Raw genomic sequence first — 21,842 nt, forward strand, 5'->3', positions numbered from 1 at the left:
GGCATCCTCCTCAACGAAGCTGTTCGTCCTGCACCACGCGACCGTCGAAGAGGCTCACCGTGCGCGTGGCGATGCGCGCCTGCGCCGGGTCGTGCGTCACCATGCACAGCGTGGAGCCCGCCTTGTGCAGGTCCGACAGCAGCTGCATCACCGCCTCGCCATTCTTCGAGTCCAGGTTGCCCGTGGGCTCGTCCGCCAGGAGGATGAGCGGGTCTCCGGCCACGGCGCGCGCCACCGCCACGCGCTGCTGCTGACCACCGGAGAGCTGGCCCGGCAGGTGCCGCGCCCGGTGCGCCATGCCCACGCGCTCCAGGGCCCGCTCCACACGCTGCTTGCGGTCGGCGGCGGGCAGGCCCCGGTAGGTGAGCGGCAGCTCCACGTTCTCGAAGACGGTGAGGTCACCGATGAGGTTGAAGCTCTGGAAGATGAAGCCGATGTGCTGGTTGCGCACCTTCGCCCGGTCCGACGGCGACAGCTCCAGCACGCTCTTGCCATCCAGCAGGTAGCTGCCGCGCGTGGCGGTGTCGAGCAGTCCCAGCACCGCCAGCAGCGTGGACTTGCCGGAGCCGGAGGGGCCCACGATGGCCACCCATTCGTTCTGGCGGATGGTGAGGTGGATGTTGGACAGGGCGTGCGTCTCCACCTCCTCCGTCTCGAACACCTTGGTGAGGCCGTCAAGCTGGAGCAGCGCCTTGCCCGGCACCACGCCCGCGCCTGGAATCAGGGCACCGCTGTCGTTCGTCATCGTCGTCATCATCGCAGCCTCACGCGTTCCACCGCATCCCATGCGGTCATGTCCGACAGCACCACCTGGTCGCCTTCCGCCAGCCCCTGCACCACCTCCACCGCGTTCACCGAACCCCGGCCCAGCGTCACCGGGATGCGCACCGCCTCGTCTCCGCCCGGCAGCAGTCGGAAGAGCGCCAGCCTGCTCTCCGCCTGCGCCCCGGCGGGACGGCCCACGGACAGCACGTCGTCCAGCCGCTCCAGCTCCACCGTGCCCTCCACGGTGAGGTCGGGACGGGCACCCTTCGGCAGCGCGGCCGGCAGGGTGATTTCCACGCGCACCGTGCCCTGGCTCGCGGCGGGCGCGACGCGGGCCACGGTGCCTTCAATGACGCCGTTGCGCGTGTCCACCAGCGCCTTGAGGCCCGGCAGGATGTCGCGCGCCTGCGTCTCCGCGATTCGCAGCTCCGCCTTCAAACGCTCGGGCTTCACCACCTTGGCCAGCAGCACGCCGGGCGTCACCCATTGCCCCAATTCCAATGGCAGCTCCTGGAGCACGCCGTCCTCGCCCGCGAGCACCTTCATGGACTCCACCTGCTGGCGGCGGAAGCGGGCCACGGCCTTCAGGCGCTCCACCTGCTCCTGCTGGGAGGCCAGGCGATGGCGCAGGCTCTGGGCCATGACATCCAGACGCTGGCGCTCCAATTCCAGACGCTGGCGGACCTCCTCCGCCTTCTCCGTGGCCTGCCGCGTCTCCAGGTCGCCGACGTAGGCCTTCTCGAACAGCGCCGTGTTGGCTCGCGAGCGGCGGGCGGCGTCGGCGGCCTCGGCGGTGAGGCTGGCCACCGCGGCCTGCTGGGACAGCCGCTGCGTCTGGAGCACCTCGCGCAGCTCCAGGAAGTCACCCTCCGCGCTCGCCAACTGGCGTTCGGCCTCCAGCGCCTGGAGTTGCACGTCCGGGTTGGACAGCTCCATCAGGAGCGTGCCCGCCGTGACGGTGGCGCCGGGACGCACGTGGATGCGCTCCACGCGGCCAGCGGTGTCAGCGGTGAGCCAGCGGATGGACTCCGGCACCAGCGTGCCGGCGCCCTTCACCTGACGCACCAGCGGACCGCGCTTCACCGTGTCCAACCACACCGAGGCCCGCTCCACCGTGGGCGCGGCGGGCCGCAGCCGGGCGAGGCCCACCGTCACCGCCACGAGCACGGCGAGTCCCAGTCCGACCAGGAGATAGGGTTTGCGACGAGGGGGGCGGGCCTTCGGGATGTCCACGGTCCGAGGACATAGCGAGACGCGTGCCAGCGCTGAGGGCTGGGACAAGCGCCTGGAATCAGGGGGACAGGGCACGGGTTGGGGGCCGAGCTGACCGCTTGCGCGAAAGGCGCGTCCCAGGAACGGACACGCGCGAACTGTCCGCTGGCAGTGAATAGAAACAGCGTCTGGCCGTCTGGTAGCTCGATTCACATCCCACACAACTTCGAGGACCTGTCCCATGCGCCCCACCGCTCTCCGGGTGCGTACCAGCATGCTGCTGGCCGCAACCCTTCTGCCCCTGTCTTCCCTGGCCGACCCCGTCTACTTCCAGCTCACCGACGTGGGCAGCGAGGTGGACGCGCCTGGATTGAGCGCGGGCACCGTGGCGGCGAAGACGCGGTATGGCATCGCGGAGGCGGTGAAGGCGGCGGGGTCGGAGTCCATCCTGATGGATCCGCAGCATGAGGGGTCCTCCGACGTGAACGTCACCGCGAAGGTGTCGCGCGTGGGGGAGAAGTACCGGCTGACGTATCAATTGCAGACGACCGCGCAGCCCGTACGCACCAAGACGCTGGCGTATGACTTCGTCAATCCCAGCCTGAGCGACAAGGGCGCGGTGGTGATGGCGCAGTCCGTGCTCGCGGAAGCCGAGAAGCTGGGCGCCGCGAGCCAGGAGGTGCCGACGTCCGCGCCTTCGGAGGAGCGCCCCGCCAACGACTTCGTCCCCGTGACGCAGGAGGAGTCCGGAGCGCTGGAGTCGCGGAGCCCGTCCGGTTCGACGCTGGCGGTGGATGCGCCGACGTCGGGGAGCATGGGCCAGGACTCGATGGGCCGCGATGCGTCCGAGGCGGCGGTGAAGCGCTCCTTCCGCTCCGGCATGACGACGCTGGACCTGGGCGTGGCGCTGGGCTTCAACAGCCCGTCCGGCATCTTCGGCGGCGAGGTGGAGTACCGGCTGAAGCCGTGGCTGGGCCTCAACGTGAGCGGCGGCGCGGGCGCGTGGGGCCTGCGCGTGGGTCCCCTGGTCCGGTTCTATCCGCTGGGTGAGGTGCCCACGAGTCCCTTCTTCGAAGCGGGCACGAGCTTCAACTTCGGCGGGGAGTCCTGGTCGGAGGTGAACGGCGGCGAGCGGCGGTACGCGGACTTGATGCTTACCCCCGTGGCGACGGTGGGCGTGGGCGTGCGCCGCTCGCTGGGGCCCCTCTACCTGGGCACGCGCGTGGGCTGGGGCTTCCGGCTGCGCGAGGACAACTGGGAGATGCGTGACGGCGGCCAGAAGGACTTCCTCACCGCCACCGCCGTGGACCTGACCCAGCACGGCGGCTTCCTGTTCAGCATCACCGCCGGCGTGGCGGTGTTCTGAGCCAGGCGAAGTGGAGGGGCGCGCCCGTCAGGGCACGGGCGCCCCATCCTCCAGGAGCCGTGCGACGGCGCGGTCCCGGGTCCGGCTGTAGCGCAGCACCCAGTAGAACATCGCCCACGACGCCTGCGCCTCCGAAGGCCACGGGGCGAGCAATGCCCGACCTCCCATCAGCAGTCTGGCCATCGCCTCGTGACCCGCGTTGGTCCCGTAGGCCAGTCCTTCGTGCAGGACATATTCCCAGCGGCCCGGCTCCAGGACCTTGTCCGAACGGACGCAATAGGCATACGCGTGAGGGGACTCCATCTCCACGCGCAGGTGCTGATGCACCGGGATGTGTGGAGCACCTGGGACGGCATAGGGCCCCTTCTCATCCCACCCGTGCAGATACTTCTCCTTCGCCGGCAACCAGCGCCAGTGCAGGTGAAGACAGTCATGGATGCAGAAGGGCGCCATCGTGATGTCGTCCAGGTGCAGCTCCGCGTTGGGATAGACGTCGCGGACGCTCTTGGGTGCGCGCATGGGCGGCGCCACGTGGATGTTGTCGAAGTACCCCTGGCGCGGCATCAGCTCCTCCTGATGCTGCTCGTACCGTCCCGCCGCGTCGTTCCAGCGGTGTGAGAGGAAACCCGGTCCTCCCGTGGCGTCCGGCGAGGCCATCAGGTAGCCCGCGCCCGCCGGGAGGTTCGTCTTCACGCGGGAGAAGATGGAGGACCAGACCGGCGGAATCGAAACGGTGAACAGCTTCTCCCAGGCGCTCTCCGACGAGTTCGAGTCCGACCACATCCCCGCCGCCATCCCGTGCGACATCCCATCCTCGTCGTCCGCGGGGGGTCCGCCCTCATGCGCCATGGTGGACATGGAGGGGCGGCGGACGCTGATCTTCGCGGCCAGCTTCTCCAACGGCCGGTTGCTCATGAGCATCAGGTGCGGCCGGAGCCGCGACGTGCGCGCCTGGGCGCCCGGCACGTAGTCGTTGCGGTCCTGGCAACAGACGAACTCCGCGCACACCAGCACCCGCATGGGCACGAGCTGGAGGGTCCCCGTCTCCGTGCGCGTCACCTTCATGACGGGCGTCTTGGGCGGCTTCGCGCCGGGCCTGGGCATGAAGTCGTCCTGCTCCAGCACATCCAGGGGGATGGGCTCCAGCGAGAAGGTCTTGGACTTCGCGCGCAGGTTCAACTGGAAGCCGAAGACGAGCAGCATGCTCCGGTCGAGCTCCGCGGGAAGCCAGTAGGCGGATTGTTCCTTGGCGACGGTTCCACTGGAGGTCTCGTATTTGCGCACCAGGAACTTCTTGGTGAGCTCCAGCGTCAGGGGCAGGCCGCGATAGCCCACCTCGATGGGATGCCAGAGGAGTTCCTCCAGGACGGTGGGGGTCTGTTCGACGTACCAGGGCGTCCGGGGCAGGTGGTGGGTCACCCCGCTCACGCGCCCGGGCTTGCGGACATCGTGGGACCAGTTCCAGCGGCCCGGGGTGCCCGGGTCCGCCGCGGCGGCTTCCATGGTGCCCGGGCTCGCGCCATAGGACTTCCACGGTGCGTCGGGGGCGGCGGTGAGCAGCAGCGTGTCCTTCAACAGCGCTTCAAGATTCGGCATGGGGCTGGAGGTGTCGGACGGGAAGAAGGTTCAGGGCAGGTCCGGCATCGATTCGACGGTCCATTCGCCCAGGAGCGCGCCGGCCAGGGGCAACTCGTCCTGGACGACGCCGAGCAGGGTGTAGACCTCGTCGCCGGTGCGGGGGATGAAGACCTCCCCCTGCGCGTCGGTCTCGAACTCCTGCTCCTGGCGGTCCGGGCCCCGGACGCGGATGCGACAGTTTGGAATGGGGTTCTGCTCCACGGAGTCATCCACGATGCGAAAGGCCGGGATGCCGGGCGTGAGCCGCAGGACACCGGAAATCTCCGGGCGCTCGCAAGTCAACCGACAGCAGTCGATGGAGTCCATGCTCTTGCCGGAGGTTCCATCGAAGCGCAGCTCGCCTGGCGTTTCCGGAATCTTCCATTCGCCCATGGCGAAGACGACCCTGAACTCCTTCACGGAGTGTTCTTGCTCGGTGTTGTTCAGGTTGGTGGATGCGATCTTCCTCACCTCATGGACCTGCATCGCGACGATGGGCTCACGACCGTCAGCCCCTGTCTTGAACACCACTTGATGGTCGCGCTCAGGATGGATGCTCAGGGAGACCGTGTTCGGCGTGGTGACTCCAGAGATGAGCATCGTGGTCTTCACGTCCTGTCGGAAACCCGGCTGGGCGTGGAACCAGGCATCCACACACCGACCCTGGACCCGAAACACCGCAGAGTCGTTGAAGAAGTAGGGGCCCAGGACACTGTGGCCCGCACGAAGCCGGAACGCCCCCGCGATGACCACCTGCGCGTCGTGCGTTGAAACGCCGTGCTCCTTCTTCACGCGCACCGAATGCGAGACGAGCATCCGGAAGCGGCAATACAGGAAGGGGACGTTGAACCAGGGGCTGGACATGTCGAGATGACCCTTGCGTGGGCGCCGCACGGAGGAGGCTCGAATGTATCAGCCTCCTCCCCAGGGCCCTTGCCCTGCCCGGCTCCATCGACGCCGTGTTCCGGGGCACGACTCAGGGGGTGGGAGCAGGGACCTGAGACCCCGCGTCCTGCCAGGAGGAGGGCAGGAACGGCGAGGGCCCTTCTCCCAACGAACCCGGAGAGGCGGCCCCAGGCTCTCCTGGCGTGGTGTTCACCCCCGAATCCGCAGGGGCCGTCATGTCGGCTGCGCCGTCCATGACCCGGCGAAGGATGCGACCGTCACGATGGATGGCATAGCTCGCACCTGAATCGAGGGCGGGGTGCGTGCGGCCGCACGCCCTGGGGTCCTCGTCGATGCGGATGAAGAAGAGGTCTCCCTGACGGACCACCCGGTATTGCTGGGACTCCAATCGGCTGCCACACGGGAGAGACCTGTCCTGGGGAGGCAGCAGATCCTGGGTGGCGATGGAGAGCGCACGCAGCGTGTCGCCATCCAGTTCGTACACCGTCCCTTCCATGCCTGGGGAGACCGCGGGCTGCGCGAAGAACGCAGGGAAGACGATGGAAGGGTCCTCTTCGAGCTTCGCGGGAAGGGTCGAGGAAGGGCGAAGGCAACTCGCGAGAAGGAACGCGAGCACCAGGATGGGATGGAGCCGCTTCATGGGTCGTTCCTGGCAGGGCGATGGCGGGGGCGCACGCTATTTCTCATCGATCCGGTAGTGCTCTTCGTCCTGCCATGTGACGGTGCCAAGCAGCTCCTGACGCCACCCACCGGAGCCATCCCCGGTCCACTTCTTCAATTCACCATTCACGGGAATGTACTGGAAGAACCCATCGCATGACGGCTGGCCCAGGTCGTCGGAGTTCGAGAAGAACGCGACGACGGAGAGGGGCACCTTCTTCCCACCCACCTCCACGATCCATTCATGGGTCCGCCCCATGGAAACAATCATCCGGATGTCCCCGTCCGAGAGCCGTCCCTCGTAGGGATGGTTGTGCAGGGCAAAGACATATTTGATGCTCCCCGTGGGGAACCGGGCATCATCAACTGTCTCGGGGAGCAGACAGCTTTTCCTGCGATCCAGCTCATCCTGCTCCGACTGATCCGTGAGCATGCTCATCTCGTACTTGCCGGCCGGCGTGTAATACAGCCATGCGCAGTACTCCTTCGAGACGCGCCAACGAACTCGGAAGTCCTGGGCCCTCTCGCGTCCAGCGGTCGCGTGGGGCTTGGAGAGAATCAGGGGACACGCCGCGATCAACGCGTCGGAGAAGGTGTCGAACGGTCCGAAGCCGGGCATCGGCCCGGGGAGGCTCTTGAGTCGCTCGCCAGGAGTTCCCCGCACAACACCTGGAACGGGCTGTGGCGATGAACAGGCCAAGCCCACGCACAACACCAGCGCCTGAACCGCCTGCCGACGCACGGACATGCGCGCACCCTACCACACCACGTCCCAGCTAGGCTCGGGCGCACCATGCCGGCCTCCCTGCTCGAAGTCTTCCTCGACCATGCCCGTCACGCGCCCTCGCGCCCGCTGCTCTCCTTCGAGGGCACCACCTTCACGCGCGGACAGCTCGCGGAGCGCGTCACCGCGTTCGCTCGCGGGCTCAAGGCCCGGGGGCTCGCTCCCGGTGAGCGCGTGGCCCTCTTCCTGGAGAACAGTGACGCGTTCGTCATCACGTGGCTCGGCGTGCAGGCCGCCGGCTGCGTCGCCGTGCTCGTCAACACCGCGTACCGCCAGGTGGAACTGGCCCACATCCTCTCCGACGCGGAGGTGAAGGTCTGTGTCACAGGCACCTCGGGCGCCTCCGAACTCTCACCCCTGCGCGACCAGCTCCCCGCGCTGCAATGGCTCATCACCGTGGAGCCGCCGCCCCAGGACATCCCCGCGTCCCTGCCCACCGTGGCTTTCGACGCCATCCTCGCGCAGGGCGCCGCCTCCCATGTCTCCCTGCCGCTGCCCGGCGCGGAGGACCTCGCGGTGCTGGGCTACACGTCCGGCACCACCGGCCGCTCCAAGGGCGCCATGCTCCAGCACCGGCAACTGCTCGCCAACGTGCGCGCCGTCACCGAGGCGTGGCGCTGGACGGACGCGGACCGGCTGCTGCTCACCCTCCCGCTCTTCCACACCCACGGCCTCATGGTCGGCCTGCACGGCACCCTCTTCACCGGCGCCAGCGTGGACCTGCGCCGCCGCTTCGTCGCCTCCGAAGCCCTCTCCTCCCTCCACGACGATGCGTCCCTCACCCTCTTCTTCGGCGTGCCCACCATGTACGGGCGCCTGCTGGAAGAGTCGCGCCGCACCGGCGTGAAGCCCCGCGCCTTGCGCCTGTGGGTCTCAGGCTCCGCGCCGCTGAGTCCCCAACTGTGCCTGGACATCGAAGGCCAGTTCGGCGCCCGCATCCTGGAGCGCTACGGCATGACCGAGACGCTCATGAACACCACCCAGCCCTACGACGGCGAACGCCGCCCCGGCACCGTGGGCATGCCCTTCCCCGGCCAGGAGGCCCGCATCGTGGACGTGCGCTCGCGCGCGGTGCTACCTCGCGGCGAGACGGGCGAAATCGAGGTGCGCGGGCCCCACGTCTTCACCGGCTACTGGCGCCGCCCCGATGCCACCACCGGGGCCTTCGCCGCCGACGGCTGGTTCCGCACCGGCGACCTGGGCGAGTACGACCCCGACGGCTTCCTGCGCATCACCGGCCGCGCCCGCGAGCTCATCATCAGCGGCGGCTTCAACATCTACCCCCGCGAGGTCGAAGAGGTCCTCACCGGCCACCCCTCCGTCGCCGAAGCCGCCGTGCTGGGCCTGCCCGACCCCGACTTCGGCGAACAGGTCGTCGCCGTCATCGTCTCCACTCCCGGTGCGCCCCAGGACGCCCAGGCCCTGGTCGACTGGTGCCGCGAACGCCTGGCCGCCTTCAAGAAGCCACGCCGCGTCGTCTTCACCGACGCCCTGCCCCGCAACGCCCTGGGAAAGGTCCAGAAACACGTCCTCCGGGACCGCTTGTCCACTCCCTAGGCACGAATCCGGAGCGAAAGCCCGGTTCGAGTGGAGGCCTCCGAGGTCAATCAACAGGCGCTCCTGCGTTGGGAGAGCCCTTCCGCGCACGAAGCGTCCCAACCTGTCCGACAGTCGGACAGGTTTCCCAGGACGGAGCCCGGCACTCCCCTCCGGCGCTCTTCTCGCCGGACTCGCGGGTGTTGGAACCCAGGGTGGCTGGAACCCGGAGCGCCCCGGAGTCCCCAGCGGCTCGCGCTCCATGAGCCATGGGGTGATGGCGGGTGGGCGCCCACCCGTGCGTAAGATCGTGGCTCCGACTCCCATGAAACCCACGAAGACCGCCCCTGGTTTCCTTCGCAGCTACGTGCTGCCCGCCCTCTGGCTCTTTGCCCTTCCGCTCTTCGGCCTGTGGTTCACCGGCCACGCCACGTCCAGCCTCGACGGGAAGGTGCTCGCATCCATCGAGCAGCAGATTGCCCAGGACACCGGACTCGATGAGCAGCAGCGGGAAGAGGCCCTGAGCTTCTTCCGCGCGGTTCCCGCCTCGGAGGCCTGCCTCGGTACGGACGAGGGGCTGGCGAACTTCCGGAACAACCTGGGGGAGGTGTGTTCGGACGCGCGGCAGTTCGGATGGATGCACAGCCTGTCGCTGGGCCTGTTCGTGCTGGGGCTCGCCACCACCGCGCTGGTCCTGCTGTGTGGCCTGGCCGCGTTCGTCTCACGGCCGTTCCAGTACGGCAGCTTCGTCGTGGGCTGGAACGTGCTCCGCGTCACCGGGGCCCTCCAGACGATGGGCCAGGGTGGCCTGCTCGTGTGGTTGTCCTACTGGATGACCGCGCTCTGGTTCAATCGCTACTCCCCCAAGCTCATCGGGGTGATGGGGTTGCTGGCCGCGATGGCCATCTTCCTCGTGGTGGTGGGCATCTTCCGCCGCCCGCCCATGGACTTCGAGGTGGAGGCGGAGGTGCTCGAGGAGCCGAAGGCACCGGAGCTCTGGGCCCACGTGCGCCGGCTGTGCACGCGCATCCAGACACCTCCTCCCGACCACATCCTCGCGGGCATCGACGCCAACTTCTTCGTCACCGAAAGCGACGTGCGCGTCGGGGACAGGACCCTCCGCGGCCGGACGCTCTATGTGAGCCTGTCCCTGCTGCGCCTGCTGGAGCAGTCCGAGGCCGACGCGGTGCTCGCGCATGAAATGGGACACCTGCTGGGCGGAGACACGGGCCACGGCAAGCGACTGGCGCCGGTGCTCGCGCACTTCGGCCACTACCTCCAGACGTTGCATGACGGCGGCCTGACGCGGCCCATCTACCACTTCATGGCGGCCTATCGCGGGCTCTTCGAGCTGTCGCTGGGGCGCAGCCGGCGCGCGAGTGAGCTCGCCGCGGATCGCCTCGCGGCGGGTCTCACGTCGGGCCGGGACATCGCCCGCTCGCTGGTGAAGGTGGGCGCGTATTCGGGCTTTCGTGAGCGCGTGGAGGCGGAGCTCTTCTCCCGTGATGAGCGGCAGCAGTCCGTGGCCATCTCCCAGCGGGTCGCCCTCGGCTTCGCCGACTACGCGCGGTCGGAGGCCGTGCATGGCGACCTGCACGGGACCGTGACACCCCATCCGTTCGACTCACACCCGCCCCTCTCCGCGCGGATGGAGAACGTGGATGCGCGGCTCACGCCGTCCGACATGGCGCAGGTGTTGCTGGAGCCCGTGACGTTCTCCTGGGTGAGCACCATCAAGGAGGCGGAGGCCATCGAGGCGCGACTGTGGGGCGCCTACGAAGCGCGCTTCTCCCAGGCGCACGACCTGGTGCTCGCGTACCGCTACGTGCCGTCCAACGAGGCGGAGCGGCAGCACGTGGAGCGGCACTTCCCGCCGCTGACCTTCGAAGGCAAGGAGGTCGGACTGGAGGCCCGGCTCGACTTCGCGCAGGTGAACTCCACGGAGTGGGAGGAGCCCGTGCTGCTCGAACAGGTGACACACGCCAGCAAGGAGGACCGCATGTTCAAGAAGTACCTGGACCTGCAGGTGGCGGGGCCGGGGCGGTCCAAGCAGAAGCGCTCCATCTGCTTGAGCAAGCTGAAGGATCCGGACGCGCTGCTGCGCGCCTTCGAGCACTACCTGGGGCGTTGCAGGACCATGCAGGAGCACCGCGCACGCGCTCAGCAGGCGGCCTGAGCCCAGGCCTCCTGGATTCCAGGCAGCCTCCGGTTCAGGACACACCTGCCGCCACCTGCCCAACAAAACCCACATCAGCCCCTGGCCGAAGTCACGGGGCGACCTAACTTGTTCGGCACATGCTTCCGGAGCCCTCACGTGATGCCCACGTTTCTCTCACACCGACTGCCGCACCCCTGCGCCTTCTTCCGGGAGGAGCGCAGGAGGGGCATCCAGGCGGTGAAGGCCCGGGGCGCATGAAGCGACTGCTCATCGTCGACGACGAGCTCGCCATCGTGGAGGCGCTCCAGGACATCCTGTCCCTGGAGGGGTACGACATCGACACCGCCTACAACGGTGACGAGGGCCTCCAGCGGCTGATGGCCGCGAAGCCCGACCTGGTGCTCCTGGACCTGATGATGCCGGTGATGGACGGCGGCGAGCTCCTGCGCCGCATCCGCGCCCACCCCGACCTGCGCCACATCCCCGTGGTGGTGATGAGCGCCGGCCGCCTCACCGAGGAAGAGCGCCGCGCCAGCTCGCACTTCCTCGCCAAGCCCTTCGAACTGGACGACCTGCTGGGCACCATCGCCCGGCAGCTCCCGTCCGAAGGCGCCCGCGTCTAAAGGCTCGGGGCTGTGACTAGCCCGGCGTCGCGCGGAAGAGGATGTCCCGGTAGTACTGCAGCTCCGTGAGGCTGGAGCGCAGGTCCGCGAGCGCGGTGTGCCCACTGGGCGGCTTGCGCGGCTCCACCAGCGCCGGGTACCACGCGCGCACCAGCACCTTCAGGCTCGTCACGTCCACCATGCGGTAGTGCAGGTAGCGGTCCAGCATGGGCATGTGGCTGATGAGGAAGCGCCGGTCGGTGTGGATGGAGTTGCCCGCGAGGATGCCCTCGCCCAATTCACAATGGTCCGCGACGAAGGACGTCACCTCGCGTTCGGCCACGCGCAGGGACACGTTGGAGGCGCGGACCTTCTCGCTGAGGCCGTTCTTCGTGTGCATGTCGCGCACGACGGGCTCCATGCGCTGGAGCATCTCCTCCGGCTGCCAGATGACCCGCTCGAACTCCGCGATGGGGCGCAGGTCCGGCCCGGTGATGATGACACCCACCTCGATGATGCCGCAGGACTCTGGGTCAAGCCCGGTCATCTCCAGGTCGAGCCACACAAGGCGGGGTTCACGGGGCATGTACGAACATCCTGAGGCGAAGAGGAAGAAAGCAACGCCCCCTATACCAGCCCCCGGCCCCGGAGCACTCACTCCGTGGATGAATCGTCCCACCGCGTCCGCACGTCCACCATGGATTCGAGCGTGCGGTGCACCGGGCACAGGTCCGCGATGTGCATCAGCCGGGCCCGCTGTTCGTCCGTCAGGGGTCCCTCCAACTGGACGAGCCGCTCCAGCCGATCCACCCGGCCCACCCGCGACTCGCACTCCGCGCAATCCTTCGCATGCACCTTGTCGTGTTCCAGCCGCACCCGTACCCGGGTGAGCGGCCAACCGTGCCGGTCCGCGTACATCCGCACCGTCATCGACGTGCACGCCCCCAGCGCCGCCCCCAGCAACCCATACGGCGTGGGCCCCGAGTCCTGCCCGCCCAGCGCCAGCGGTTCGTCCGCGCGCAGCCAGTGCGTGCCCACGCGGATGTCCTGGGCGAACCCCCCTTCCGGCGCTTCGCGCACCTCCACCTGTCCTTCCGGCAGCGGTTTCTCGCGCTCACGCACCGGCGCCACGTGCCGCGCGGCCCACGGCCCCAACACGTCCGCCGCATAGGCCGCGTCCTCCGGGCGCGAGAGGAAGTGATCCGCCCCGTCCAGCATCACGAGGCTCGCGGGCCGGCGCGCACCCGTCACCAGCCGGCGCGCGCTGTCCAGGCCCACGTACCGGTCCTCCGACGCATGCAGCACCAGCAGCGCGCCCGGAAACGCCCCCAGCGCCTTGGACACCGCCGCGCCTTCGATGGCGGTGAGGAAGTCGCGCGTGAGGCGCAGCCGGCCGGGCCCCAGCGCGAACAACCGCTCCGCCTCGTCGCGCTCGGCGGGAGGCAGCAACGTGCGCACGTCGTCCGCCCCCGCGGGCGCGTTCACCAGCGCCACCGCCGCCACCTCCGGCAGCCGGGGCAGCGCCGCCACCACCGCCGGGCCCCCGAGGCTGTGGCCCACCAGGAGCCGGGGCACCTGCGCGTGCGTGGCGAGAAAGGCCGAGGCGGCCACCACCGCGTCCACGCTCGGCACGGTGTCCAGGCGCTCCTCTGCTCCCACGTCCGGGCCTTGCGTGAAGTCCAGGCGCAGCACCGCGAAGCCCCGCGTCACCAGCGCGCGCGCCAGCCGCTCCGGCCCGGGCGAGTGGCCCACGCACGCGAAGCATGACACCAGCACGGCGCTCGCCTCGGGCGCCGCCGGGGGCAGCTCCAACCACCCTCCGCCTCCCGGAAAGGACACGGCCCGGGGGGACATCTAGAAGTCCACCAGCGCCTCGGCCGTCCACACCCCACCGGGGCCCTGCCGCACGGACACCTGGGTGAGCGACGCGCCCGTCACCGCCACGCTGGCACCGTGGCGCTCGGCTCCCGCGCGCTCGCCGAAGCCGTGGCCGAAGAGGTTCAGCCCGTCCAGGCGCACCGCGAAGCACTGGAAGCGCAGGCGCCGTCCCGCCATCGCGCCCACCACCTCGCGCAGCCAATCCGCGAGCAGCTCGTCATGGTCCACGGACTGGCAGGCCACCTCCAGTTCCTCGTGGATCTCCACGCGCTTCGGGTCCGTCACCAGCGCGCAGAGGGACAGCGCCGCCATCTCGAAGGCCTGCTCCATGGAGCGGCCCACGCCCCGCACCCCGAGTTGTTCGTCGCGCGTGAAGTGTTCCCAGTGGGCCCGGGGCCTGCCTTCCTCCGAATGCACCGCTTCGACGTCCATACGGCCTCCTGTTCCTTCCATCGGTTGCTGTTGAATTCCCGGAAGCCCGCCCCCACTCCAGGCGCCTGTCGCCGCTCAGAACCACCACCCGCCGCCCACGTCCGGAGCCACCCCGGAGGCCCGCGCCGGGGACGAATCCCGGGCGCGCGTGAGCCACCGCCGCAGCTCGTCTTCGTTCAGCGAGGGGAACGTGTCGTAGACCTCCGCCACCTCGCGCAGCCCGGCCTTGAGCGTCAGCGCGTGCACCGCGTCCGCCCGGCCCCGGATGAGCTCCAGCGCGGCCGGGGTCGCCACGCCCACCGCCACGATGCGCTGACGGGCCCCCCGCTGCTGGAGCGCCAGGAGCGCCGCCGCCACGGTGGCCCCCGTCACCATCCCGTCGTCCACCAGCAGCACCACGCGGTCCCGCACATCCGGCGTCGGCCCGCCCCTGAGCTGCCGCGCCTGCTTCTCCACGCCCTCCAGCTCTCCGCGCACGAAGTCCTGGAGCGCCGTCCCGGACAGGGGCGACTGGGGCGCGGCCTGGGCATCCAGGAACACCCCTCCGCCCTCCGACACCGAGCCCAGCGTGAGCTTGTTGCGGGCCGGGTGGCGCACCTTGCGCGCCACCCACAGGTCCAGGGGGGCCCCCAGCGCCCGGGCCACCTCCAGCGCCACGCTCAACCCTCCCCGCGTCAGGCCCAGCACGCGCACGTCCCCGGAGCGGTAGGGTGCGAGCACCCCCGCGAGCTTCTGCCCGGCGTCTGACCTGTCCTTGAAACGCATCCACTCGCCTCCTCACGGAAGGTGCGCGTCCCCCGGGAACGTGGCGGCGAAGACACAGTCAACGGCTCACCTGCCGGGGTGCCCGGGAGGCCAGGGCACCGCGAGGGAAAGCCGCGCTAGGGTGGGGGCCCATGACGCAACCCGCCCTCGTCGTCGGCAGTGCCAGTCCCCACCTCGGCCGTGCGCTCGCCCAGGCGTTCGGCATCTCGCCCGTGGCCACGAAGATGGAGCGCTTCCCGGATGGGGAACTGCACATCGAGGTGCCCCCGGAGGCCATCCGGGGCCGCCGCGTCGTCATCCTGCAAACGTCCACGCCCCCTGTGGGCGAACACCTGCTGGAGCTGCTCCTGCTCGCGGACGCGTGCTGGCGGGCGGGCGCGGCCTCGCTGGAGGCGGTGATTCCGTACGTGGGCTATGCGCGCCAGGACCGGCGCGCCCGGGCCGGTGAACCCCTGGGTGGCAGGCTGGTGGCCGACCTGCTGTCCCACGGCCGCTTCGAGCGCGTGTTCACGGTGGACCTGCACAACCCGGCGTTGGAGGGCTGCTTCGGCGCCCCGCTGGAGCACCTGTCCGCGCTGCCGCTGCTGGCGGAGGCGCTGCGCCCCCACGTGTCCGACACGTCCGTGGTGGTGGCCCCGGACCTGGGCGCGGTGAAGCGCGCGGAGGCGCTGGCGAAGCTCCTGGGCCGGCCCTGGGCGGTGGTGCACAAGGCGCGGCTGAGCGGCAACGACGTGGAGACGCTGGGCCTGCTGGGCCAGGTGCGCGGCATGCGCCCCATCCTGGTGGACGACATGATCTCCACCGGCGGCACGCTGGCGGCGGCGGCGAAGGAGCTGAAGGGCGAGGGGTGCGTGGACGACTTCATCCTGGCCACCACGCACGCCCTGCTGGTGGGCCCCGCGCTGGAGCGCCTGCACGGCGTGCCCGTCAAGCGGCTGGTCAGCACGGACAGTGTGGAACCCCGACAGGACCTGCCCTTTCCCCACCAGGTGGTGACGCTGGCCCCGCTGCTCTTGCGCGCACTCACGCCCGACGCGCGTTAGTGTGCCCGGCCATGTCCGACACTGTCCTGACGCAGCTCGACGCGGGGGTCCTCTCCGTCACCTTCAACCGGCCGGAGAAGAAGAACGCCTTCACCCACGCCATGTACGAGGCCGCCACGGCCGCCCTGCTGGACGCGGACCGCCGGGATGATGTCCGCGTGGTGCTCCTGTCCGGCGCGGGCGGCGCGTTCACGGCGGGCAACGACATTGGCGACTTCGTGGAGCACCCGCCCGCGGGCGAGGACAGCGCGGTGTTCCGCTACCTGCGCGCCCTGGCCAGCATGGCCAAGCCGGTGCTGGCCGCGGTGGAGGGGGCGGCGGTGGGCATTGGCACCACCATGCTCCTGCACTGTGACTACGTGGTGGCCGGGGACAAGACGCGCTTCTGCATGCCCTTCGTCAACCTGGGCCTGTGCGCGGAAGGCGCCAGCAGCCTGCTGCTCCCCCGCGCGGCGGGCTTCGCGCTGGCGTCGGAGCTGCTGCTGTTCGGCGACCCGTTCGACGCGAGCACCGCGCTGCGCGCCGGCATCATCAACAAGGCCGTCCCCGAAGCGCAGCTCAAGGAAGTGGCCACCGAGCGCGCCCGCGCCCTGGCCTCCCGCCCCATGCAGGCGCTGAAGGTGACCAAGCAGCTCATCCGCGGCCCGCTGCGCGAGCAGGTGGAGACCACGATGAAGCGCGAGGGCGCGGAGTTCATCCAGCGCCTGCACTCCGACGAGGCCCGCGAGGCCCTCATGTCCTTCATGACGCGCGGCAAGAAGTAGCCCCGCCTCCGAAGCCCTTCAAACAAGCCGGGCCCGCGTGACGTCACGCGGGCCCGGTGTCGTTTCAGCGCGATGACAGACGGCCTACAGGGGCGCGGGGGGCGCCTGGGGCGTCTTCGCGGCCTTGCCGGAGAGGAAGGACTGGATGCTCTCGCCCTGCTTCTCCTTCAGCGCGCCGCACTGGTCGACAATCTCCATCACCTGATTGAGCACGCGCTCCGAACCGGGGAGCTGCTTGCCGCGAGGCTCGAAGAAGGCCGCCAGCTCCTGGCGCTTGCCCGCGTCACAGAAACCCGCGCCGATGTAGGGCAGCCGCGAACCCATGCCTTCGGGCAGCAGGCCCGGCTTGCCCCCGGTGCCCACCAGCGTGTCGAAGTTCTTCATCACGAAGTCCACGGCGACGCCCTGCGTGCGCGGGTCGCGCGACGCGCCGAAGAGCAGCCACAGGCTTTCGCGCAGGTCGTTCCTGGGCTCCAGGAGCATCTTGAGGTTCTCCTGGACGAGCTGGGGGTCGCTCACCTGGGACAGGCCGCCCAGCAGCTGCTGGCGCGTGTAGCGGTCCTTCTCTCCGCTCAGCCGCTCCAAGAGCTTCGCGTTGAAGGCGGCATCGCCGTGGTTCGCCGCGATGGAGAGCACCGGCCCCACCAGCTCCGGGGCCACCGCGCGCCGGTCCTTCAGCCACTGGTCCGCCAGGGTGCGCGCCTCGGCGACGAGCTTCGGGTCATGGCCCTCGTTGCCAGCCAGCTCCAGCAGGCGCGGCCGCAGCAGGCGCGTGTCCTCGGACTCGCCCGTGCGGGGCTTGAAGCCCAGCTTGCGCGCGCGGGGCCCGAAGGTGTCGCGGATGTAGCGGGCCCGCTCCGGCTCCTGCGCGGTCGTGAGCAGCCGCGTCGACACCAGGTCGAGCAGCTCCAGGCCGGCCTCCAGCACCTGCCGGTCCGGGTCCTCCGCCACGCGCGTGAGCAGCGGCAGGGCCTCCGCCGCGGGCAGCACGCCCGCCTGCGCCAGCGCCAGCGCGTCGCCCAGCAGCACCACGCGTTCGGCGCGGGACAGCTTCGTCAGGCCCGCCTTCATCAGCTTCGCGCGCGTGTCGTCCGCCAGCCGCACGCGGTAGTAGCCCGCGCCGTCCGCGTTGGGGAACACCCACGCCGGGCACGCCTTGGCCTCCGGCAGCGGCAGCTCCGCCTTCGTCTCCGTCATCAGCGTGCACGCGGTGACGTCCTTCGTGGCGCCCGGGTACTTCACGCACACGGGCACCTTCCACGACTGGGCCATGTCCGGGGTCTTGGAGCCCAGGCGCATGTAGCGCTGCTGGGTGAGGGCCACGCGCGGCTTGCCGCCATCACACAGCAGGGTCGCGGTGATGAAGGGCGCGCCCGTCTGGTCCAGGAAGCTGTTCATCACGGAGGCCACGTCCTTGCCGGACTCGGCGGACAGCGCATCCACGAAGTTCTTCGCGGTGGCGTTGCCGCCCGCGTGCGCGCGGATGTAGCGCTGGATGCCCTTCTGGAACACTTCCCGGCCCAGCCACGCTTCGGTCATGGCCAGCACCGCGCTGCCCTTGCCGTAGGTGATGCCGTCGAAGGCGTTCTGGATGTCACCGTTGTTACGAATGGGCTGACGGATGAAGCGCGCGGACACGAGGCTGTCCGCCTCCAGCGCGCCGTTGCGATCCTGCACGCGCTCCACCGGCCCGTCCCACGTGGGCTGCCACGACTCCACGATGCGCGGGGTCATCCACGAGGCGAACGATTCGTTGAGCCACAGGTCGTCCCACCACGCCATCGTGACGAGGTCGCCGAACCACTGGTGCGCTAGCTCATGCACCTGCACGTTCGCGAACGCGCGCTGACGGCCCACCGAGTCGTCCTCCGGCCGGGACAGGATGAGGCGCGAGTTGAACGTGACGAGGCCCGGGTTCTCCATCGCGCCGCCCATCAGCGGCACCGCGAGCACGTCCAGCTTCTCGTATGCGTACGGGATGCCGAAGTACTTCTCCAGCTGCTCCAGGATGTCGGGCGTCACCTTCGCGGCCCACGCGCCCTCGCTGGCGCGGCCCCTGGGCGTGATGATGCGCGTCTTCACCTGCTTGAGGCCGGCGTCCCGCGCGGGCAGGAAGTCGAAGGGGCCCACGCCGAACGCGATGAGGTAGCTGGGCAGCGGCTGCGTGGGCGCGAAGCGGAAGATGCGCCAGCCGTCCGCGCCCGCCTCCTCCGCGAGCTGCGGCGTGTTGGTGACGGCCACGTTTCCTTCAGGCACGTGGAAGGTGAGCTGGAAGGGCACCTTGAAGGAGGGCTCGTCGAAGGACGGGAACGCGCGGCGGGCGCCCAGGGGTTCGAACTGGGTGTAGACGTACCAGTCGCCGCCTTCGTTGACGCGGAAGGCGCCGGAGGTCTCTCGCTCGGACGCCTTGCCCGTGTAGACGAGGCGCAGCTTCGCGCCGCCCACGACCAGGGGTTTCTCCAGCGACAGGCCGAGGAAGTCCTCGCCGCTGGAGGACGGCTTCACCGCCAGCTTGACGCCGCCCTGTTCGATGGAGGCCTCCTTCACGACGAGGCCCTTGCCGTGCAGCCACACGAGGCTTGTGGGCTTCGCCACGTCGAGCGTGATGTCGGCGGTGCCTTCGAAGGTTTCGACCTTCGGATCCATCTTCAACACGATGGCGTACTGGGTGGGCCGCACGTCGTCGGGCAGCCGCAGTTCGGGCGGCGTGGGCGCGGCGGCGGCTTGAACGACCGGCGTTGTTTCGACAGCGCCGGGGGCGGGAGTGTTGCCCTGTCGGGCACCACATGCCGCGAGGAAGGTAACGGTGGCCAGGGCCACCGGACGGAGCAGGTTGGGCATGGCCGGGCAGTGTGTCGTAGACCGGCCGAGCAAGGTAGCGACGAGCAAGCGGTGCGTGGCCTTGCTGTCAGGTCGTGTTCGCGGTGGAGTGCGCCGCCGTGTCCGCCCCTCTCTCCGCCCATCCGTCCCCAGCGCAAACAAACACCCCTCCCGAGGGGAAGAAGCCACCGGAGCACCTGCGCCGCATCATCGGCGAGCCGCCCGGCCCCATCGTGGCGCTGCTGACGCGCGGCGTCTGGGCGTTGCTCACCGCGTTGTCACCGGGAGCCCGGGACGCGCTGGCGCGCTTCGTGGGCAACCTGGCCTACACGCTGGGCATCCGCCGCAAGGTGGCGCTGGACAACCTGGCGCACGCGATGCCGGAGAAGAGCGAGGCGGAGCGGCACGCCATCGCGCGCGGTGCGTACATCACCATGGCGCGCGTGGTGGTGGAGTCGCTGCCGTCGGGTGACCGGATGGCGCCGGACTGGGACCAGCAGGGCATCGAGGGCGAGGAGGCGTGGGCGGCGCTCAAGGCGCACGTGGCCACGGGCAAGGGGGCGCTGCTGGTGACGGCGCACTTCGGCAACTGGGAGCTCGTCGGGCAGATGCTCATCCGCCTGGGCGTACCGATCAACGCGCTGGTGCGGCCGCTCAAGGGCGCGTTGAACACGCGCATCGCGGAGAACCGGCTGCGCGTGGGCGCGGGGCTCATCTATCCGAAGGGCGCCATCCAGGAAATCACCGACGCGGTGCACCGGGGCGAGTCCGCGTTCATGCTGTTGGATCAGGCGCTGCCGGCGAAGTCGGCGGTGTTCGTGCCGTTCTTCGGGAGACTCGCGTCCACGACGCCCGCGATGGCCGTGGCCGCGGAGCGCACGGGCATGCCGGTGTTCGTGGTGGTGGGCGTGCGTCCGCCGGGTCCGGGAGCCCGGTTCCGGTTGGAGGTGGAGGGGCCCATTCCGGCACCCGCGCCGGGCGAGTTCGCGGACCCCATCACCGAGCACACGGCCCGGGTGACGGCGGGGCTGGAGCGCGCCATCCGCCGGCATCCGGAGCAGTGGCTGTGGCTGCACCGCCGCTGGAAGGTGCAGCCTCCCGCTGCGCTGGTGACCGCGGCCTCACCGGGACTGACGCAGGGCACGGTCGCCGAGCCGGCACGCCGGGACTGAAGAACGCGCCTACTCCACCACCACGCGGCGCAGGTGCGAGCCCAGGCGCGTGAGCAGCTCGTAATGGATGGTCTGCGCCCAGCCGGACAGGGACTCGGCGGACACGGACTCCTCGCCGTCGCGACCCAGCAGCGTCGCCGTCACCGGGCGCTCGTCGGACACGGCGCGCGTCACGTCCACCATCAGGTGGTTCATCATCACGCGGCCCAGCACCGCACACCGGCGGCCGTTCACCAGCACGTGCGCCTTGCCGGACGCGAGGCGCGGATACCCGTCGTAGTAGCCCACCGGCAGCACCGCGAGGCGCGTGGGCTCCGGGCAACGGTACGTGCAGCCGTAGCCCACGTAGCTGCCCGTGGGCAGCCACTTCACCACCTGGCTTCTGCACCGCCATGACAGCACTGGCTTGAGCACCGGAAGCTCCCCCAGCACCAGCCGCGCCGACAGCCGCGTCTCCGGCGAGGGCCACAGGCCATACAGGGAGATGCCCACCCGCGCGGCCTCGTAGCGCGCCCGGGGCAGCACCAGCGCGGCGGCGCTCGCGGCGATGTGGCGCTGCAACGGCTTCGCGGGCTTCAGCTGCGCCGTCAGGTGCGCAAGGCCCGTCTCGAACGCGTCCAACTGCGCGAGCGCGTACCCCTGCTCCGTCACGTCCTCCGTGTTGGCGAAGTGGCTGAGCACGCCCACCGTTTCGAACACGTCGCGCGCGTCCGCGAGGAACTGCGTCTGACCGGGGAGCTGATCCGCCGTGAAGCCCTCGCGGCCCAGCCCCGTGTCCAGGTGCACGTGCACGCGCAGGGGGCGCGGAAGCTTCGCCGCGCGCAGGCCCGGCACCGCGTCCGCCCAGGAGCGGTCCGCCACCACCACGTCGATGCCCTCGCGCGCCAGGACGACGGCCTCCTCCGGGGACACCGCGCCCAGCACCAGCACCTGCCGCGCGGGCAGACCGTGCGCGGCTTCGTGCGCGCGCACCGTGAGCGCATCCCGAGGCGCGATGAAATAGAGGACGTCCACGTCCGCGTGCACCAGGGGCAGCACCTGCGCGAGCCCATGGCCGTACGCATTGCCCTTGAGCACCGCGCCCAGCGCCCGGGGCGTGGGCCCCGAGGACTCCAGCGCCCGGAAGGCCGCCACGTTGTGCCGGAGATGCGCCGCGCTCAACTCCAACCACGAGGAGTGCACCGCGTCTCCTGGCCCGCCACCGACTTCTTCCACGTGCACACCTCCACACCATCCAGCACCACGGCTGCTTTTTTCCGTCTACCAGCAAAGCCCGGGCCATGGGCGGCCGTGGCCCGGGAGCCACGGGGGGCTGGATGCCACTCGGGCGGACAGGGGTGCGAGGGCGACTGCCCTTTCTGG

The 21,842-nt window shown here is 69.9% G+C and carries 19 protein-coding genes; 7 read left to right on the plus strand and 12 right to left on the minus strand.

What is annotated here, in order from left to right; genetic code table 11:
* Positions 1–10 precede the first annotated feature (10 nt).
* Together OV208_RS36200 and OV208_RS36205 are read right to left on the minus strand one after the other, a co-directional pair.
* A complete protein-coding gene (locus tag OV208_RS36200) occupies positions 11–754 on the minus strand; it encodes an ABC transporter ATP-binding protein (protein WP_420715081.1) in 744 nt (247 codons plus the stop codon).
* Positions 754–1,998: an efflux RND transporter periplasmic adaptor subunit gene (locus tag OV208_RS36205; RefSeq protein ID WP_267578495.1), complete on the minus strand. Its 1,245-nt coding sequence runs from the start codon at positions 1,996–1,998 to the stop codon at positions 754–756. Before OV208_RS36205 ends, OV208_RS36200 begins: the two co-directional genes overlap by 1 nt.
* Before the next feature lie 220 nt (positions 1,999–2,218).
* On the opposite strand from OV208_RS36205, the gene OV208_RS36210 reads away from it, so the two are divergent.
* Positions 2,219–3,343, plus strand: coding sequence for a hypothetical protein (locus OV208_RS36210; protein ID WP_267578496.1), 1,125 nt, complete (start codon positions 2,219–2,221; stop codon positions 3,341–3,343).
* Positions 3,344–3,370: 27 nt separating this feature from the next.
* Here OV208_RS36210 and OV208_RS36215 read toward each other — a convergent pair whose 3' ends face one another.
* The 4 genes from OV208_RS36215 to OV208_RS36230 all read right to left on the minus strand — a co-directional run bounded on the left by OV208_RS36215 (position 3,371) and on the right by OV208_RS36230 (position 7,274).
* Complete coding sequence (locus OV208_RS36215) at positions 3,371–4,939, minus strand: hypothetical protein (RefSeq protein WP_267578497.1); 1,569 nt, start codon at positions 4,937–4,939, stop codon at positions 3,371–3,373.
* Positions 4,940–4,969: 30 nt separating this feature from the next.
* Entirely contained in the window at positions 4,970–5,824 is an 855-nt protein-coding gene (locus tag OV208_RS36220) for a hypothetical protein (protein WP_267578498.1), read from the minus strand.
* 112 nt (positions 5,825–5,936) lie between these two features.
* Positions 5,937–6,506, minus strand: coding sequence for a hypothetical protein (locus OV208_RS36225; RefSeq protein WP_267578499.1), 570 nt, complete (start codon positions 6,504–6,506; stop codon positions 5,937–5,939).
* 36 nt (positions 6,507–6,542) lie between these two features.
* Complete coding sequence (locus OV208_RS36230; protein WP_267578500.1) at positions 6,543–7,274, minus strand: hypothetical protein; 732 nt, start codon at positions 7,272–7,274, stop codon at positions 6,543–6,545.
* Between the two features lie 45 nt (positions 7,275–7,319).
* Here OV208_RS36230 and OV208_RS36235 point away from each other — a divergent pair, with 45 nt between their 5' ends.
* The 3 genes from OV208_RS36235 (at position 7,320) to OV208_RS36245 (ending at position 11,627) form a co-directional block, all read left to right on the plus strand.
* On the plus strand, positions 7,320–8,867 hold the full coding sequence (locus OV208_RS36235; RefSeq protein WP_267578501.1) for an AMP-binding protein: 1,548 nt from the start codon (positions 7,320–7,322) through the stop codon (positions 8,865–8,867).
* A gap of 304 nt (positions 8,868–9,171) precedes the next feature.
* Positions 9,172–11,022, plus strand: a complete 1,851-nt coding sequence (locus OV208_RS36240; protein WP_267578502.1) for a M48 family metallopeptidase — start codon at positions 9,172–9,174, stop codon at positions 11,020–11,022.
* Positions 11,023–11,258: 236 nt separating this feature from the next.
* The gene (locus tag OV208_RS36245; protein ID WP_267578503.1) at positions 11,259–11,627 is read left to right on the plus strand and encodes a response regulator; all 369 of its coding nucleotides are present in this window, start codon (positions 11,259–11,261) and stop codon (positions 11,625–11,627) included.
* Positions 11,628–11,643: 16 nt separating this feature from the next.
* On the opposite strand, the gene orn is transcribed toward OV208_RS36245, so the two are convergent.
* The 4 genes from orn to OV208_RS36265 all read right to left on the minus strand — a co-directional run bounded on the left by orn (position 11,644) and on the right by OV208_RS36265 (position 14,681).
* Positions 11,644–12,192, minus strand: a complete 549-nt coding sequence (orn, locus tag OV208_RS36250; protein ID WP_267578504.1) for an oligoribonuclease — start codon at positions 12,190–12,192, stop codon at positions 11,644–11,646.
* A gap of 68 nt (positions 12,193–12,260) precedes the next feature.
* Positions 12,261–13,460, minus strand: a complete 1,200-nt coding sequence (locus OV208_RS36255; RefSeq protein ID WP_267578505.1) for a bifunctional alpha/beta hydrolase/OsmC family protein — start codon at positions 13,458–13,460, stop codon at positions 12,261–12,263.
* Positions 13,461–13,916, minus strand: coding sequence for an archease (locus tag OV208_RS36260; RefSeq protein ID WP_267578506.1), 456 nt, complete (start codon positions 13,914–13,916; stop codon positions 13,461–13,463). It lies immediately after the preceding gene.
* A 75-nt stretch (positions 13,917–13,991) separates the two neighbouring features.
* Complete coding sequence (locus tag OV208_RS36265) at positions 13,992–14,681, minus strand: phosphoribosyltransferase (protein ID WP_267578507.1); 690 nt, start codon at positions 14,679–14,681, stop codon at positions 13,992–13,994.
* Positions 14,682–14,812: 131 nt separating this feature from the next.
* Here OV208_RS36265 and OV208_RS36270 point away from each other — a divergent pair, with 131 nt between their 5' ends.
* Together OV208_RS36270 and OV208_RS36275 are read left to right on the plus strand one after the other, a co-directional pair.
* Positions 14,813–15,724, plus strand: coding sequence for a ribose-phosphate diphosphokinase (locus OV208_RS36270; RefSeq protein ID WP_267578508.1), 912 nt, complete (start codon positions 14,813–14,815; stop codon positions 15,722–15,724).
* An 11-nt stretch (positions 15,725–15,735) separates the two neighbouring features.
* On the plus strand, positions 15,736–16,488 hold the full coding sequence (locus OV208_RS36275; protein ID WP_267578509.1) for an enoyl-CoA hydratase: 753 nt from the start codon (positions 15,736–15,738) through the stop codon (positions 16,486–16,488).
* An 84-nt stretch (positions 16,489–16,572) separates the two neighbouring features.
* On the opposite strand, the gene OV208_RS36280 is transcribed toward OV208_RS36275, so the two are convergent.
* On the minus strand, positions 16,573–19,329 hold the full coding sequence (locus tag OV208_RS36280) for a M1 family metallopeptidase (protein WP_267578510.1): 2,757 nt from the start codon (positions 19,327–19,329) through the stop codon (positions 16,573–16,575).
* Positions 19,330–19,427: 98 nt separating this feature from the next.
* Between OV208_RS36280 and OV208_RS36285 the strand changes: the two genes are divergently transcribed.
* A complete protein-coding gene (locus OV208_RS36285; RefSeq protein WP_267578511.1) occupies positions 19,428–20,480 on the plus strand; it encodes a lysophospholipid acyltransferase family protein in 1,053 nt (350 codons plus the stop codon).
* A gap of 9 nt (positions 20,481–20,489) precedes the next feature.
* On the opposite strand, the gene alr is transcribed toward OV208_RS36285, so the two are convergent.
* Positions 20,490–21,701 carry an alanine racemase gene (gene alr / locus OV208_RS36290; protein WP_420715079.1) on the minus strand — a complete coding sequence of 404 codons (1,212 nt, stop codon included), beginning with the start codon at positions 21,699–21,701 and terminating at the stop codon, positions 20,490–20,492.
* Positions 21,702–21,842: the final 141 nt, after the last annotated feature.

This window comes from Corallococcus sp. bb12-1 (assembly GCF_026626765.1).
In the GTDB taxonomy this organism is placed as follows: Bacteria; Myxococcota; Myxococcia; order Myxococcales; family Myxococcaceae; genus Corallococcus; species Corallococcus terminator.